Annotated in this window: 12 protein-coding genes; 6 read left to right on the top strand and 6 right to left on the bottom strand. The window is 62.3% G+C overall.

The window, feature by feature from the left end; translation table 11 throughout:
- Positions 1–71 precede the first annotated feature (71 nt).
- The 3 genes from ATY76_RS27065 (at position 72) to ATY76_RS27055 (ending at position 3,322) form a co-directional block, all read left to right on the top strand.
- Positions 72–1,259 (top strand): phytanoyl-CoA dioxygenase family protein, encoded by a 1,188-nt coding sequence (locus ATY76_RS27065; protein ID WP_088677743.1) that lies wholly within the window; start codon positions 72–74, stop codon positions 1,257–1,259.
- 236 nt (positions 1,260–1,495) lie between these two features.
- On the top strand, positions 1,496–2,317 hold the full coding sequence (locus tag ATY76_RS27060; RefSeq protein WP_088677742.1) for an SDR family oxidoreductase: 822 nt from the start codon (positions 1,496–1,498) through the stop codon (positions 2,315–2,317).
- 93 nt (positions 2,318–2,410) lie between these two features.
- Entirely contained in the window at positions 2,411–3,322 is a 912-nt protein-coding gene (locus ATY76_RS27055) for an SMP-30/gluconolactonase/LRE family protein (RefSeq protein ID WP_088677741.1), read from the top strand.
- 31 nt (positions 3,323–3,353) lie between these two features.
- Here the strand turns inward: ATY76_RS27055 and ATY76_RS27050 are convergent, their stop codons facing one another.
- The 5 genes from ATY76_RS27050 to ATY76_RS27030 all read right to left on the bottom strand — a co-directional run bounded on the left by ATY76_RS27050 (position 3,354) and on the right by ATY76_RS27030 (position 8,405).
- Positions 3,354–4,103 (bottom strand): ThuA domain-containing protein, encoded by a 750-nt coding sequence (locus tag ATY76_RS27050; RefSeq protein WP_088677740.1) that lies wholly within the window; start codon positions 4,101–4,103, stop codon positions 3,354–3,356.
- 30 nt (positions 4,104–4,133) lie between these two features.
- Positions 4,134–5,216, bottom strand: coding sequence for a sn-glycerol-3-phosphate ABC transporter ATP-binding protein UgpC (gene ugpC / locus ATY76_RS27045; RefSeq protein WP_088677739.1), 1,083 nt, complete (start codon positions 5,214–5,216; stop codon positions 4,134–4,136).
- Positions 5,217–5,235: 19 nt separating this feature from the next.
- Positions 5,236–6,147: a carbohydrate ABC transporter permease gene (locus tag ATY76_RS27040; protein WP_088677738.1), complete on the bottom strand. Its 912-nt coding sequence runs from the start codon at positions 6,145–6,147 to the stop codon at positions 5,236–5,238.
- Between the two features lies 1 nt (position 6,148).
- A complete protein-coding gene (locus ATY76_RS27035) occupies positions 6,149–7,036 on the bottom strand; it encodes a sugar ABC transporter permease (protein WP_088677737.1) in 888 nt (295 codons plus the stop codon).
- Between the two features lie 76 nt (positions 7,037–7,112).
- Positions 7,113–8,405, bottom strand: coding sequence for an extracellular solute-binding protein (locus tag ATY76_RS27030; protein ID WP_088677736.1), 1,293 nt, complete (start codon positions 8,403–8,405; stop codon positions 7,113–7,115).
- Positions 8,406–8,607: 202 nt separating this feature from the next.
- Here ATY76_RS27030 and ATY76_RS27025 point away from each other — a divergent pair, with 202 nt between their 5' ends.
- From ATY76_RS27025 to ATY76_RS27015, 3 genes are all read left to right on the top strand, one after another.
- Positions 8,608–9,612, top strand: a complete 1,005-nt coding sequence (locus ATY76_RS27025; protein WP_088677735.1) for a Gfo/Idh/MocA family oxidoreductase — start codon at positions 8,608–8,610, stop codon at positions 9,610–9,612.
- Positions 9,613–9,624: 12 nt separating this feature from the next.
- Positions 9,625–10,623, top strand: a complete 999-nt coding sequence (locus ATY76_RS27020; RefSeq protein ID WP_088677734.1) for a LacI family DNA-binding transcriptional regulator — start codon at positions 9,625–9,627, stop codon at positions 10,621–10,623.
- A gap of 199 nt (positions 10,624–10,822) precedes the next feature.
- Complete coding sequence (locus tag ATY76_RS27015) at positions 10,823–13,069, top strand: glycoside hydrolase family 2 TIM barrel-domain containing protein (RefSeq protein WP_088677733.1); 2,247 nt, start codon at positions 10,823–10,825, stop codon at positions 13,067–13,069.
- Between the two features lie 6 nt (positions 13,070–13,075).
- Here the strand turns inward: ATY76_RS27015 and ATY76_RS27010 are convergent, their stop codons facing one another.
- Complete coding sequence (locus ATY76_RS27010; protein ID WP_088677732.1) at positions 13,076–14,191, bottom strand: ABC transporter ATP-binding protein; 1,116 nt, start codon at positions 14,189–14,191, stop codon at positions 13,076–13,078.
- Positions 14,192–14,256 lie beyond the last annotated feature (65 nt).

The following is a 14,256-nucleotide window of genomic DNA, read 5'->3' as shown; positions in this document are numbered from 1 at the left end:
TGGATTCCTGATCTACATCACCGAACAGCGCGGCGTATAGTGCCTCCATCGAAAACAGGGAGGAGCACCTGATGAAAACGGACAACCAGCAGAAAATGCGCGCTGACCGCGTCTGGCTGAGCGAAGACGCCTGCGATCTTGAAGATTTTCGCAGACTTGCAGAAAAAAACACCGTGCTTGCCGATTTTCCGACGGCCTCGGCAGTGGAACGGAATGTCCTGATCTACGACAGCCGCAAGGTGATGGAAGCCGCCTCAGCGCCGGAAGGCCGGCGCGCCGTACTGGCTGAGATCTGCGAGGCCTTCGGCGAAGGTCCCGGCGTCGTGGTGTTCAGGCGTGCTTACGAGGACACCGGCATCATCGACCGCGCCAGCGCCATCTTCGATGCGATCATCGAGGAGCAGCACCGCACATCGACCGGCGGCGGCGATCACTTCGCCAAGCCTGGCGCGAACGACCGTATCTGGAATTCCCTGGAGAAGCATTGCCTCGCCGATCCCGAAAATTTCGCCGAATATTACGGCAATGCCATCATCGCTCTGGCGAGCGAAGCCTGGCTCGGCCCGAGCTACCAGATGACGGCGCAGGTCAACCGCGTCAATCCGGGCGGTGCGGCGCAGTCGGCGCATCGCGACTACCATCTCGGCTTCCAGTCGTCTCAGGTGATCGAGCAGTTTCCGGCGCATGTGCATCGGCTCTCGCCGGTACTGACGCTCCAAGGTGCGGTCGCCCATTGCGACATGCCGCTCGAAAGCGGCCCGACGCTCTTCCTGCCGCACAGCCAGACCTATGTGCCAGGTTATCTCGCGCTGAAACGTCAAGAATTCCGGGATTATTTCGAAGCCAACCATGTGCAGCTGCCGCTCGAAAAAGGCGACGTCGTCTTTTTCAATCCGGCACTCTTCCACGCCGCCGGCACCAATCGCTCGGCCGACATCAAGCGCGTCGCCAACCTCCTGCAGGTTTCCTCCGCCTTCGGCCGCGCTATGGAAACCGTCAACCGCGAAAGGATGAGCGCCGCCCTCTTTCCCGCGTTGAAAACATTGCAGGGCAAGCTGTCCGCCAACGAAATCGCCAATGCCGTCGCAGCCTGCGCCGAAGGCTACTCCTTCCCCACCAATCTCGACCGCGACCCGCCGCTCGGCGGCCTGGCGCCGAAGACACAGGCGCAGCTGATGCACGAGGCGCTGCGGGAAGGCTGGAGCGACGAAGCCTTTACGGCAGCGCTTGCCGAGCAGGCGAGGAAGAAATTGAGCTGAACTTGGAGACTGGAGCCCCCTCATCCGCCTACCGGCACCTTTACCTGGGTCGAGCCACCGGTCTCGACCCGTCCTTCGGACCCCCAAGGGGAGAAGAGACTTGCCGCGCCGTCTCGATTCCCCCTTCTACCCAGCGGGGAGAAGGTGCTCGTAGGGCGGATGAGGGGGCCACCCGCACTGCCATAGCCTCCTCCCGCACGCCGGAGGCCATTTACATATCACCAAGGAGGAACCACATGAGCACAGACCACGGCCGCCTCGACGGCAAGATCGCCATCGTCACCGGCGGCACGCAAGGGCTGGGCGCCGCCATTGCCCGTCTTTTCGCCGAACGCGGCGCGGAAGGCATCGTCATCTGCGGGCGCAACGAAGCCAAGGGCAAGGCGAAGGCCGCCGAGATTTCCGCCGCCACCGGCACGCGGGTCGTCTACGTCAAGGCCGACCTCGGCAAGGTCGAAGACTGCAGGAATGTCGTGCATGCCTGCGATGAGGCCTTCGGCCGTGTCGATGCGCTCGTCAATGCCGCCGCCATCACCGACCGCGGCACCATTCTCGACACCAGCCCGGAACTCTTCGACGCGATGTTCGCCGTCAACGTGCGGGCGCCGTTCTTCCTGATGCAGGAGACGGTGAACATCATGCGTAGGGAAAAGACCGAGGGAACCGTCGTCAACATCGGCTCCATGTCGGCCAAGGCGGGCCAACCCTTCATCGCCGCCTATTGCGCCTCCAAGGGCGCGTTGGAAACGCTGACGAAGAACACGGCCTATGCGCTGCTGCGCAACCGCATCCGCGTCAATGGCCTCAACATCGGCTGGATGGCCTCGGAAGGCGAAGACCGGATTCAGCGCGAATATCACGACGCACCCGCCGACTGGCTGGAGAAGGCGGCCGCCGGCCAGCCCTTCGGCCGTCTCGTCGATCCGCATGAGGTAGCGCGCGCCTGCGCTTATCTGTCATCTGCCGAATCCGGCCTTATGACCGGCTCGGTCATCTGCTTCGACCAGTCGATCTGGGGTGCTTATGACGGCTCGCCGCATCCGGTCGCCGCTCTCTAAGAAACTGAGCCCGGCATTTCCCCCGCCGGGCTCTGGCACCTGCCGGTATTTGCCGCTAGGAAAAGGTCAGCAGCATTCAGGGAGGAAACCGGCGTGGCCGACAATCCGCTTTACGACATCCGCGACGAGCGCTTCGGCGCTCTGGTCATCGGCAGCGCAGTCCTCGAGGAGCTCTATTCCGGCTGCCGCTGGACGGAAGGCCCGGTCTGGTTTTCCGACCTGAACTGCCTGCTCTGGAGCGACATCCCGAACGAACGCATCATGCGCTGGATGCCGGATGGAACCGTCTCGGTCTTCCGCTCGCCCTCCAACTACGTCAACGGCAATACCCGCGACCGGCAGGGCCGGCTCGTCTCCTGCGAACATGGCGGCCGCCGCGTCACCCGCACCGAGCCGGATGGCGCCATCACCGTTCTCGCCGACAGCTACAAGGGCAAGCGGCTGAACTCGCCGAACGACGTCGTCGTGCATTCCGACGGTGGGATCTGGTTTACCGATCCCACCTACGGCATCCTGTCCGATTATGAGGGTCACAAGGCCGAGCCCGAGCAGCTGACCCGCAATGTCTACCGCATCGACCCCGCCAGCGGCGCGATCGAAGCCGTCGTCGAGGATTTCATCCAGCCGAACGGCCTCGCCTTCTCGCCCGATGAGACGAAGCTCTACATTGCCGATTCCGGCTCGGCCAAGCATGAAGTGCCGCGCCATATAAGAGTTTTCGACGTCGTCGATGGCAAAAGGCTCACGAATGGCCGCTATTTCTGCAGCCTCGACGTCGGCAACCCGGACGGTTTCCGCTTCGATGTCAGCGGCAATCTTTGGACAAGCGCGTCCGACGGTGTGCACTGCTTTTCGCCGGATGGAACCCTGCTCGGAAAGATCAGAGTGCCGCAGACGGTGTCCAATCTCACCTTCGGCGGCCCCAAGAAAAACCGGCTCTTCATCACCGCGACGCGCTCTGTCTATTCGATCTATACCAAAACGAACGGCGCGCAATATCCGTAAGGATCGGCGCGCCGCCGAAATGCGCGCGGCTTCAGGCCTTCACTGCGGCTGGCCTGCCGTGCAGCGGCTCGGCGCGGTGCCAGTTCTCCAGGATGCGGCCATCCGTGTGTTTCTGCCGCGCCCAGCGAATGCCGTTGGAAATGACCTTATGCACGATCTTGTCGTGATAGATCGGGTAGGTCTCGTGACCGGGGCTGAAGAAGAAGATGCGGCCGCGGCCGCGCTGGAACGTGCATCCGCTGCGGAACACCTCGCCGCCGGAATACCATGAGATGAACACCAGCTCGTCCGGCTGGGGGATGTCGAAGGGTTCGCCGTACATTTCCGAGGCATTGACCTCGAAATAGGGCGGCAAACCCTCCGCGATCGGATGCGACGGATTGACCACCCAGACGCGCTCCAGGTCGCCATCCGGCGTCTCGCGCCAGGAGAGATTGGCATTCGTGCCCATCAGCCGGCGAAAGAGCTTGGAGTGGTGGCCGGAATGCAGCACCAGCAGGCCCATGCCCTTCAGCACGCGTTGCTGCACGCGATCGATCAGCCCGTTGCTGACCTCCTCATGCGCCATATGCCCCCACCAGAGCAGCACGTCGGTATCGTTGAGCACCGAGTCCGGCAGTCCTTCTTCAGGATCGTCGAGCGTGCCGCGGCGGATTTCGAAATCCGGATGGGCAATACCGGCGGCGATCGCGCCGTCGATACGATCCGGATAGATATCCTGGACCTCCTTGTGAACCTGCTCGTGGCGTCCCTCGTTCCAGATCGTGACCTTGATTGTCATGCCAGTCCTCAATGTTTTGGCGTCGATGTTTCAGGCTTGAGCCGGACGGATCACCCGGCCGGCGGAATCAAACAGATGGCAGGCGGCCCGCTCGGCCGTCAGCGACACGCGGTCGCCCGGACGGATGGTCATGTCACCCTCCGCGCGCACGACGATCGGCTGCTGCTGCGAACCGACCGTCAGATAGGTCTCGACGCCAAGCCGCTCGACAATGACCACCTCGGCGGAAAAATCGCCCTGCCCCTCCGACGCGAGCTTCAGATGCTCCGGCCGGATGCCGAGCTTCGCCTCGCCCTGCGGCACAGCGCCGTTCCCATCCGGCAGATCGATGGCAAGGCCGAGCGGGCTTTCCAGACGAACAGTGCCGGCATCCCGGCGTGTCGCCGTCATCGCCAGCACATTCATCTTCGGCGAACCGATGAAGGTCGCCACGAACTCGTTGTCCGGCTGATGATAGAGCTCCATCGGTGCGCCCTGCTGGGCGACGACACCCTTGTTCAGCACGACGATACGGTCGGCCATCGTCATTGCTTCCACCTGGTCGTGAGTGACGTAGACGACGGTCGCCTTCAGCTCGCGGGGCAGGCGCTGCAGCTCGGCGCGCATCTGCACCCGGAGTGCTGAATCGAGGTTCGACAGCGGCTCGTCGAACAGGATCAGCGACGGCTTCTTGATGATGGCGCGGCCGATCGCCACGCGCTGGCGCTGGCCGCCGGAAAGGGCCGCGGGCTTCCGATCGAGGTAGTCGGTCAGCTGCAGGATCTCGGCGACAGCTTCGACCTGCTTGCGGATTTCCGCTTCAGGCACCTTCTTCAGGCTGAGCGAGAAACCGATATTTTCCGCGACCGTCATATGCGGATAGAGCGCATAGGACTGGAACACCATGGCGATGCCGCGCTTGTCGGGCGGCACGTCGTTGATGCGCTTGCCGTTGAGGATGAGGTCGCCTTCATCGATACCCTCGAGGCCGGCGATCATGCGCAGAAGGGTCGACTTGCCACATCCGGACGGGCCGACGAAGACGGCGAATTCCCCGTCCTCAACGGTGATGTCGACGCCCTTGATGACCTCGAGCGCGCCGTAGAACTTGCGAACGTTTCTGAGAGTGATCATCCGTTTCTCTTTCTTGATCTCAGCCCTTCACACCGCCCGAGAACGTCTGGACGAGGAAGCGCCGCGCAAAGCCGAAGGCGACGACGGCGGGCAGCAGATAGATGAAGGCGAGTGCAGTCAGCAGGCCGTAATCGATCTCGTTGATGCGCAAGAAGGCGCGGAAGAGACCGAGCGGCAGCGTCTGCAGCTCCGGCGACGAGAGAAAGATCAGCGGCAGCAGGAAATCGCCCCAGGCCGACATGAAGGCAAACAGCCCGGCGGCGGCAAGCCCCGGCAGCGCCAGCGGGATCAGCACCCGGCGGATGCGCTGGATCAGCGTTGCTCCGTCCATCAACGCCGCCTCTTCGTAATCCCTCGGCAGCCCGTCGAAGAAGGTCTTCATGATCCAGAGCGCCAGCGGCAATTGCATCGTCGCGAGCACCAGGATCAGTCCGAGATAACCGTCGATGAAGCCGGTCCAGCGCATGATGTCACGCGCATAGCTGCCGAAGATCGGCCTCAGCACCGCCGCTTCGGCGTTGTTCAAAGTCAGCAGGAACTTGTAGAGCGGCACGACGAGCGCCGTCGGCGGCAGCACGCGGATCAGCAGGATGGCATAGAGGAAGGGCAGCTTCCACCAGGCCCGCGTGCGCGACAGCGCATAACCGCCGAGGCCTGCAAGCACCATGACGAGCAGCGTGGCGCTGCCGACCACGAAGAGCGAATTGAACAGCCATTTCGCTCCGTCCTCCTTGGTGAAGACCCTGACATAATTGGCGAAGGTCCACTGCTGCGGCCAATGCAGGAAGAGCCGCGCATTGCCGTCGAAGGAGGCGAGCAACACCCAGAAGAAAGGCACGGCGCAGAAGATCGAGATCAGCGACAGCGTCGCATAGGCGATGAGGTCGGAACGGCCCTTGTTTGCGGTCTCGCTCGGGGAAACGACGCCCATGTCAGACCTCCACCTTCATGGCCCGGACATAAGCGATGCCCAATATCAGCGAGATGATGAGGGCGACGACGGCGACCGCCGCGCCATATCCGAGCTGAAACGCCGTAAAGGACTGGTTGTAGATATAGATGCTGACGACTTCGGTCGCTCCGCCCGGTCCGCCGCGCGTCAGCGCATAGACGAGGCCGAAGACGGCGATGGTCGAGACGGCCGAGATCAGCATGTAGAGCAGGATCGTCGGCATCATCAGCGGCAGGGTGATACGGCGGAACATCTGCGACGGCGTCGCGCCGTCCATGCGCGCGGCCTCGTAGATCTCCGCCGGAATGGTGCTGAGGCCGGCGGTCAGCAGGATCATCGCGGTGGCGATGCCGCGCCAGGTGTTGACGATGATGATCATCGACAGCGGGAAGACCTGCAGCCAATCGGCCGGCGTGACGCCGAAAAAGCTGACGATACGGCTGAGCGTGGCATTCTCGCCGCCGGCCAGCATCGAGATCCACATGAAGCCGGCGACGACTTCGGGGGCGGCGTTCGGCAGCAGGATGATCGACGAGAAGATCCTGCGGAAGCGGATCGACCGGCGCAGCGCCATTGCCGAAACGAGGCCGAGCACGAACTGGCCGATCACCGCCGAACCGATGACGAAGACGAAAGTGACGAAGAGCGCGTTCCAGAATTTTGCGTCGTGGAAGAGCCGCGCGTAATTCCGAAAGCCCACGAAGCGCGGCCGCAGTGCCGCCGCCCCGGTCAGGGCCTCGTTGGTGAAACTCAGATAGATGGAATAGATGGCCGGATATATGACGAAGGCCAGAAGCAGCACCAGCGAAGGCAGCAGAATCAACAGCCACTGCCGCTCGGCGCGCTTTTCATGAGAGTTTCGGACCATGGAAGCTCACAACTGATCGAATGAACCGGAACGCGGCGATCGACGCCGCGCCCCGGCAAAGGCAAGAAACGGACGTTTACTTGACCATGTCGTCGCCGAGCGTTTCCTTGACGTAGTCGACAAGGATCTTCTGGGCGCCGGCCGCATCGGTTTCCTTGCGCAGCAGCGCTTCGGTCGCCCGCGCCACACCTTCCGAGACTGTGCCGAAGCCGGAAGCCTGCTTGAGGAACACACCGTTTTCGGCAGCCGCATGGATCGGAACGAGTTCCGTCAGCTTCTGGAACTCGGCATTCCCGGCCGCATCTTTGCTTGCCGGAATATTGCCGATGCGGGCCGCGTAGGAGACCTGGGTTTCGATGGAGCCAATCTCCATCAGCGCCTTGATCGCAAGCTCTGTATTGGCCGACTTGGCATTGACTGCCCACGGCGCCGCCAGATTGGCGAGCACATATTGGCCGCTGCTCTGGCCGGGAACCGTCCAAGTGCCGACCACCTTCGTCACCTCGGGAATCGGGTTCTTGCTTTCGCGACCCCAGTCGAAAATGTAGCACCAGGAGCCGCACGTGGTCGCCGCAAGCTTACCGGCCGGGAACATCTGGTACTTCGGCACGACCCAGGGCTCAGGCCCGAGCAACGGCTGCGTCGGCATCAGATCCTTGTCGATCAGCTCCTTGTAGACGTTGAAGACATCCTTGATGCCTTCACCGTTGAGATCGAGCTTGCCGTCCGCATCGACCAGCTGCGGCGTCTTGGAGCCGACGAGCAAGTGCTGGAAGCCTTCGTCGAAAGCGCCGCTGCCCCAGGAGACGCCGGCTGGGAAGAGCAGGCCGTAGGCGCCGGTCTTCTGTTTGATCTCAGCCGCGCGGTCGAGAAGCTCCTGCCAGGTCTTCGGCTGTTCGGTCGAGATGCCGGCCTTTTCGAGAACGTCCTTGCGGTAATAGATTTCCTGGATGCCGAGCATGAACGGCATCACATAGGTCTCGCCATCCGGGCTGACGGCAAGCTGCTTGGCGACGTCATAAAGATTGGCATAACCGTCCCAGGCCTTGAACTGCTCGGTGATCGGCGCGAGGTAGCCCGCTTCCACCATGTCGGCGACAGCAGCCGTCGTCGGAATGGAGAACAGGTCGGGCGCATTGCCGGCGCCGAGCTCGGTCAGCAGCTTGGTCAGGTAGTCCTTATCGGGCGCCGGATATTCGACGACCTCGACGGTCACGCCGTATTTCTTTTCGATCCGCTCGACCGTCGACTTCATCGCGTCGATGCCGGCCTGACCGTGATTGGCAATTCGGATTGTCTCAGCCTGCGCCAGCGTTGAAACCGCGCTCAGCAGAATGGCGCACAGGCCACCAAGAACCGTCTTCCTCAACGAAAGTCCTCCCTCTTTTAGAGATACGGCGCCCTCCAGCACCGCCGGCGAAAATGTACACGCATTCCAATCACTGGCAAGGCAGATTTTGAAAAGATTCGATTTCGAAGTCTAATCCATTGATTTATTTCAATTATTTAAGACTTGCGTACGGAAGTGCATTTGTGTAATCGTGTGCACACTTGATTGAGGGAGGAGTTTCATGACTCAGAAATTGCGCCTCGGCGTCATCGGCGCAGGATTGAAGGCGGCGGAATACGCCGAGAGCTGGGCAAGGATGCCGGAGATCGAATTCGCGGCACTGGCGGACACGACGGCCGCGTCACGCCAACGCCTGATCGACGTCTGCCTCGCCGCAGGCGCGCCCGAACCGAAAAGCTTCGAGGATTATCGCGCGATGCTCGCTGCCATGAGGAGCGAACTGGATATCGTCTATATCTCCACCCCACATGCCTTCCATGCCGAGCAGGCGACCGCCGTCGCCGAGGCCGGCCTCGATCTCTTCCTGGAAAAGCCGATGGTGACGACGGTCGCCGAGGCCGAGCGGCTGATCGCCGCGCAGAAGAAGAGCGGCGTCACCATTGTCACCGCCTTTCAGGGCGGCCTGTCGCCGCTCGTGCTCGACACAAGCAGGCGGGCGCTGGCCGGCGAGTTTGGCGAACTGATCGCCATATCGGGCATGATCTGGGAAAGCTGGTCGTCCAACTATGACGGCCACTGGAAGCAGCAGCCGGAGATATCAGGCGGCGGCTTCATGTTCGATACCGGCGCCCATATGATGAACACCGTCTGCCTGCTCGCCAATTCCGATTTCGACAGCGTCTCGGCCTACATGGCCAATCACGGCAAGACCATCGACATCGCCACCGCCGTCTCCGCCCGGCTGAAGAACGGCGCGCTGGCGACACTGACGGCCGCCGGCGACGGCCCGCCCGGCTGCGCCTCCCACATCACCTTCTTCTATTCGAAAGCAATCGTGCGCATCGACGCTTGGGGCGGCTGGCGTGAGATCAGTGTCGGCCGCACCGCCGAGCCCCGCGAGGAAGCCGAAATTCTCGGCAATCCGATGAAGAATTTCCTCGCCATTCGCGATGGTAAAATGGAAAACTCCGGCTCCGTTGAAATGGGCCTCAGATTCGCTAGGCTCTGGGATGCAATCAAGGAATCGGCAGCGGCCGGCGGCGCCTCCGTCAGAATCGCCGCCTGACAGGCACTGAAGATGAGCGGAACGAACAAACGGCGGATCACTTCGAAGGAACTGGCCAAGCTCGCCGGCGTCTCCTCCGCCACCATTTCCCGCGCCTTCTCGCCGGATTCGCGCATCGGCAGGGCAACGCGCGACCGCATCCTCGCCGTCGCCCGCGAATATGGCTATCAGCCGAACGCCATCGCCCGTTCGCTGAACAATCAGCGCTCGCGGCTCGTCGCCCTCGTCGTCAACGCGATCGGCAATCCTTGCGAGGCCGAGGAACAGCAGCTTCTCGTCCACCGTCTCCAGGCAAGACAGCTGCTGCCGATCATCCTCTGCTGCGCCGATCATTCCGACCGGCTGCAGCTGATGCGGCTTGCCTCCACCTATCAGGTGGATCACGTCGTCATTTTTTCCGACATGGTGTCGATGCAGGACGCCGTCGATATCTTCCATACGACGAAGCCGATCATCGTCTCCTTCGAGCCGCTCGAAAACGAAAACGTCTCCTCGATCCGCATCGACGGCTCCGCCGCCGCAGACGCGATCATCGACAAGATCGTCCGCGACGGCAAGAAACGCTTTGCCTATCTCTCCGGCACCAATTCGAGCTGGATCGACAAGCTGAGGCGCAGGTGGTTCGCCGAGGCGCTCGCTAAGCGCGGCCTCGCCTTCGAAGCACAGGCCTTCGGCGATTATTCCTATGATTCCGGCTTCAAGGAAGCCGTGCTGCTGCTGCACCGCGACAAGGTCGACGTCATCATCTCAGGCAACGACGTCATGGCGATCGGCGCGCGCGATGCGGCGCGCCGCGTGCTCGGCCGGAATACGCCCGGCGATATCGCCATCGTCGGCCAGGATGGCATCGCCATGGCAGCCTGGGATTGCAATGATCTCACCACGCTGAGCCTCGACCACGTCGCCTTCATCGATGCTGTGGTCGAACTGATCGAGCGCCATGACGCCGGGATCGAAGGACCGCACAGCATCACACTCACCTGCACGCCCCGCTGGGGCTCGACCGCCTAACGCATCTCATTAGCCCATGTGAAATGGTTGCGGATGACGGCATCGCTGAAAAACGCTAAACGCGTCGCATGAATCAGATTTGACGCGAAGCGCTGAAGCGGCCGCGCCTTATTGCATCAAGGAGGAATAGACGATGATCCGATTTTCACGCGCCGAGGCGCGCCGCACGGCTCCTGATGCCATGAGCGGGAGAGCCTGAATGCGTTCCGTCCTTTCCTTCAACGAAGGCTGGAGTTTCCACGAAGGCTTCGGCCAGCGTCTGCTCGAAAACTTCGACGCCGCCAAAATGGTCAGCCTGCCGCATACCGCCGTCGAACTGCCCTTCAACTATTTCGACGAAACCAGCTATCAGCGCGCCTTCACCTATCAGAAGATGCTGCGCTGGCTGCCGGAATTCGAGGACCGCGAGGTCTCGCTCGTCTTCGACGCCGCCATGGCCGACAGCGTCGTCTATCTGAACGGCGAGGAAATCATCGTCCACAAGGACGGCTACACTCCCTTCGAGGCCCGCCTGACCGGTAAGCTCATCAAGGGCGAGAACCTCGTGACCGTCAAAATCGACGGCAGCGAAAACCCTGCCATTCCGCCCTTCGGCGGCCGCATCGATTATCTCACTTATGCCGGCATCTATCGCGACGTCTGGCTGAAGGTCACCGACCCCGTCTCGATCCGCAATCTCAAGATCGAAACCACGGATGTTCTTGCCTCGGAAAAGTCGGCGAGCGTGCGCGTCGATATCGCCAATCCCGAGGGCCGCAGCTTCTCGGCGACCGTCACCGCCACGCTGAGGCAGGCCGACGGCACGGTGATCGCCACCGCTGCAACCGAAACGATCGGCGAGCGCACCAGGCTTTCCTTCGGCGGCCTCACCAACATTAACCTCTGGGACATCACCGATCCGACGCTTTATGAGGTCATCGTCGAACTGAGGACCGAGCACGGCTCCGACCGTGTCTCGACCCGCTTCGGCTTCCGCACAGCCGAATTCACGCCCGACGGCTTCCTGCTGAATGGCAAGCGGCTGAAACTGCGCGGCCTCAACCGCCATCAGTCCTTCCCCTATGTCGGTTATGCCGCCGGCCGTTCCGCCCAGGAGCGCGATGCCGACATCATGAAGTCGGTGCTGAAGTGCAATATCGTCCGCACTTCGCATTATCCGCAATCGAAATGGTTCCTCGATCGCTGCGATGCGATCGGCCTGCTCGTCTTCGAGGAAATTCCCGGCTGGCAGCATATCGGCGATGCCGACTGGCAGAAGGAATCGATCGAGAACGTCCGGCGCATGATCGAGCGCGACTGGAACCATCCCTCGATCATCATCTGGGGCGTGCGCATCAACGAGTCGCAGGACAGCCACGACTTCTACGTCGAGACCAATCGCCTCGCCCGCGAGCTTGACAGCACCCGCCAGACCGGCGGCGTGCGGTATATCACCGAGAGCGAGTTGCTCGAAGACGTCTACACGATGAACGATTTCATCCTTGGCAATGAAGAACTGCCGGGCGCCAATCGCCCGCGCACGGCGCTACGCGGCCAGCAGGAAAATACCGGCCTGTCGCAGAAGGTGCCGTACCTCATCACCGAGTTCAACGGCCACATGCACCCGACGAAGATCTATGACCAGGAACAGCGCCAGGCCGAGCATGTGCGCCGTCACCTGGAAGTGCTGAATGCCGCCTATGGCGATCCGGATATTTCGGGTGCGATCGGCTGGTGCATGTTCGATTACAACACCCACAAGGATTTCGGCTCCGGCGACCGCATCTGCTATCACGGCGTCATGGACATGTTCCGCGAGCCGAAATTCGCGGCCTATGCTTATATCAGCCAGTGCGACCCGTCCGAGGAGATCGTCATGAAGCCGGCGACCTTCTGGGCGCGCGGCGAGCGCAATATCGGCGGCGTGCTGCCGCTGATCATCCTGACCAATTGCGACGAGGTGGAGCTGCAATACGGCGCGCTGTCCAAGCGCATCGGTCCGGACCGCGAGAACTATCCGCACCTGCCGCATCCGCCCATCGTGCTCGACCACCGGCACTTCACCGCAGACGAACTCGGCACCTGGGGCCTCGAATGGATCGACGGCACCTTGACCGGCTATATCGGCGGCCAGGCGGTGGCGAGCCTGACGCTCGCGGCCGATCCCCTGCCGACGACGCTGGAAATCGTTGCCGACAGCCGCACGCTGAAAGCCCGCGAACGCGATAGCACCCGTGTCATCATCCGCGCGCTCGATCAATGCGGCCAGCGCCTGCCGTTCATGAACGACAGCATTTCGCTGAAGGTGCATGGACCGGCAAAGATCGTCGGCCCGGTCAACGTGCCGTTGCAAGGCGGCACATCAGGCTTTTGGTTGGAGGCGACGGGACTGACCGGCGAAATCACCGTCGAGGCCGTCTCCTCGCGTTTTGCGCCGGTGACGCTTAACGTGACGGCTGTCGCCTGACGGCGATCACGAAATCCTGAGCTGGCTTTCCGGATCGAAGAACACCGCCTTGTCGAGATTGAAGGCAAGGCGGGCGCTCTGGCCGGGCGCTATGCCGGCATCGGCGCGCAGGCGGGCCACGACTTCCTTGCCGCCGAGCTTGGTGACGGCGAAGGTGTCGGAACCGGCGGGCTCGATCACCTCGATCAGGCAATCGCCCTCGGTCAGCGACCGCGCCTTGCGATCGGCGCCGTCGAGATCGGTCAGCGCTTCCGGCCGGATACCGAAGACCACCTGCCGGCCGGCATAGGAGTTGAGGCCGTTATTGGCCGCCATGACGGGCAGCTTGAGCGGCGCGGCATTCGGCCGCTCCAGCGACACCGTGAGCCCGCCCGCGCCGTTTTCAATTGTTCCGGCAAGCAAGTTCATCGCGGGTGATCCCATGAAGTCTGCGACGAACATGTTGGCGGGATTGTTGTAGATCTCGGCGGGCGTTCCGAACTGCTGGACGATGCCGTCCTTCATGACGGCGATGCGGGTGGCGAGCGTCATCGCCTCGATCTGGTCGTGGGTGACGTAGACGATGGTCTTGCCGGTCGCCTGATGCAGCCTTTTGATCTCGATGCGCATGTCGACGCGCAGCTTGGCGTCGAGGTTGGAAAGCGGCTCGTCGAACAGGAAGAGCTTGGGATCGCGCACCAGCGCCCGGCCCATGGCGACGCGCTGGCGCTGGCCGCCCGACAGCTGGCTCGGCTTGCGGTCGAGCAGATGACCGATCTGCAGCACCTTGGCGACCTTGTCGATCGCCTGCTTGCGCTCCTGTGGCGGCACGCCGCGCATCTCCATGCCGAAGGCGATGTTGCCCGCCACCGTCATGTTCGGATAGAGCGCATAGGACTGGAACACCATGGCGATGTCGCGCTTGGAAGGATGCAGACCGTTGACCGGGCGCCCGTCGATCCGGATCTCGCCCGACGTGATCGTTTCCAGTCCGGCAATGGTGTTGAGCAGGGTCGACTTGCCGCAGCCGGACGGGCCGACCAGCACCAGGAAGCCGCCCTTTTCGAGTTCGAGGTCGATCCCCTTGAGGATGTCGACGGCGCCGAAGCGCTTTCTGAGGCCGGAGATTTCGAGGAAAGCCATGGGTTACCCTTTGACTGCGCCCGCCATCAGGCCACGCACGAAGTAGCGGCCGGCGAGGATGTAGA

The sequence above is a fragment of the Rhizobium sp. R339 genome, from assembly GCF_002211395.1.
GTDB lineage: Bacteria > Pseudomonadota > Alphaproteobacteria > Rhizobiales > Rhizobiaceae > Rhizobium.
This window is presented reverse-complemented; position numbering and strand designations above follow the sequence as displayed.

Excerpts from the sequence above, each read along its gene's own strand:
- ATY76_RS27050 (WP_088677740.1), bottom strand. The coding sequence starts at position 4,103 with ATGACAATCAAGGTCACGATCTGGAACGAGGGACGCCACGAGCAGGTT.
- ATY76_RS27065 (WP_088677743.1), top strand. The coding sequence starts at position 72 with ATGAAAACGGACAACCAGCAGAAAATGCGCGCTGACCGCGTCTGGCTG.
- ATY76_RS27060 (WP_088677742.1), top strand. The coding sequence starts at position 1,496 with ATGAGCACAGACCACGGCCGCCTCGACGGCAAGATCGCCATCGTCACC.
- ATY76_RS27025 (WP_088677735.1), top strand. The coding sequence starts at position 8,608 with ATGACTCAGAAATTGCGCCTCGGCGTCATCGGCGCAGGATTGAAGGCG.
- ATY76_RS27040 (WP_088677738.1), bottom strand. The coding sequence starts at position 6,147 with ATGGGCGTCGTTTCCCCGAGCGAGACCGCAAACAAGGGCCGTTCCGAC.
- ATY76_RS27015 (WP_088677733.1), top strand. The coding sequence starts at position 10,823 with ATGCGTTCCGTCCTTTCCTTCAACGAAGGCTGGAGTTTCCACGAAGGC.
- ATY76_RS27010 (WP_088677732.1), bottom strand. The coding sequence starts at position 14,191 with ATGGCTTTCCTCGAAATCTCCGGCCTCAGAAAGCGCTTCGGCGCCGTC.
- ATY76_RS27035 (WP_088677737.1), bottom strand. The coding sequence starts at position 7,036 with ATGGTCCGAAACTCTCATGAAAAGCGCGCCGAGCGGCAGTGGCTGTTG.
- ugpC (WP_088677739.1), bottom strand. The coding sequence starts at position 5,216 with ATGATCACTCTCAGAAACGTTCGCAAGTTCTACGGCGCGCTCGAGGTC.
- ATY76_RS27020 (WP_088677734.1), top strand. The coding sequence starts at position 9,625 with ATGAGCGGAACGAACAAACGGCGGATCACTTCGAAGGAACTGGCCAAG.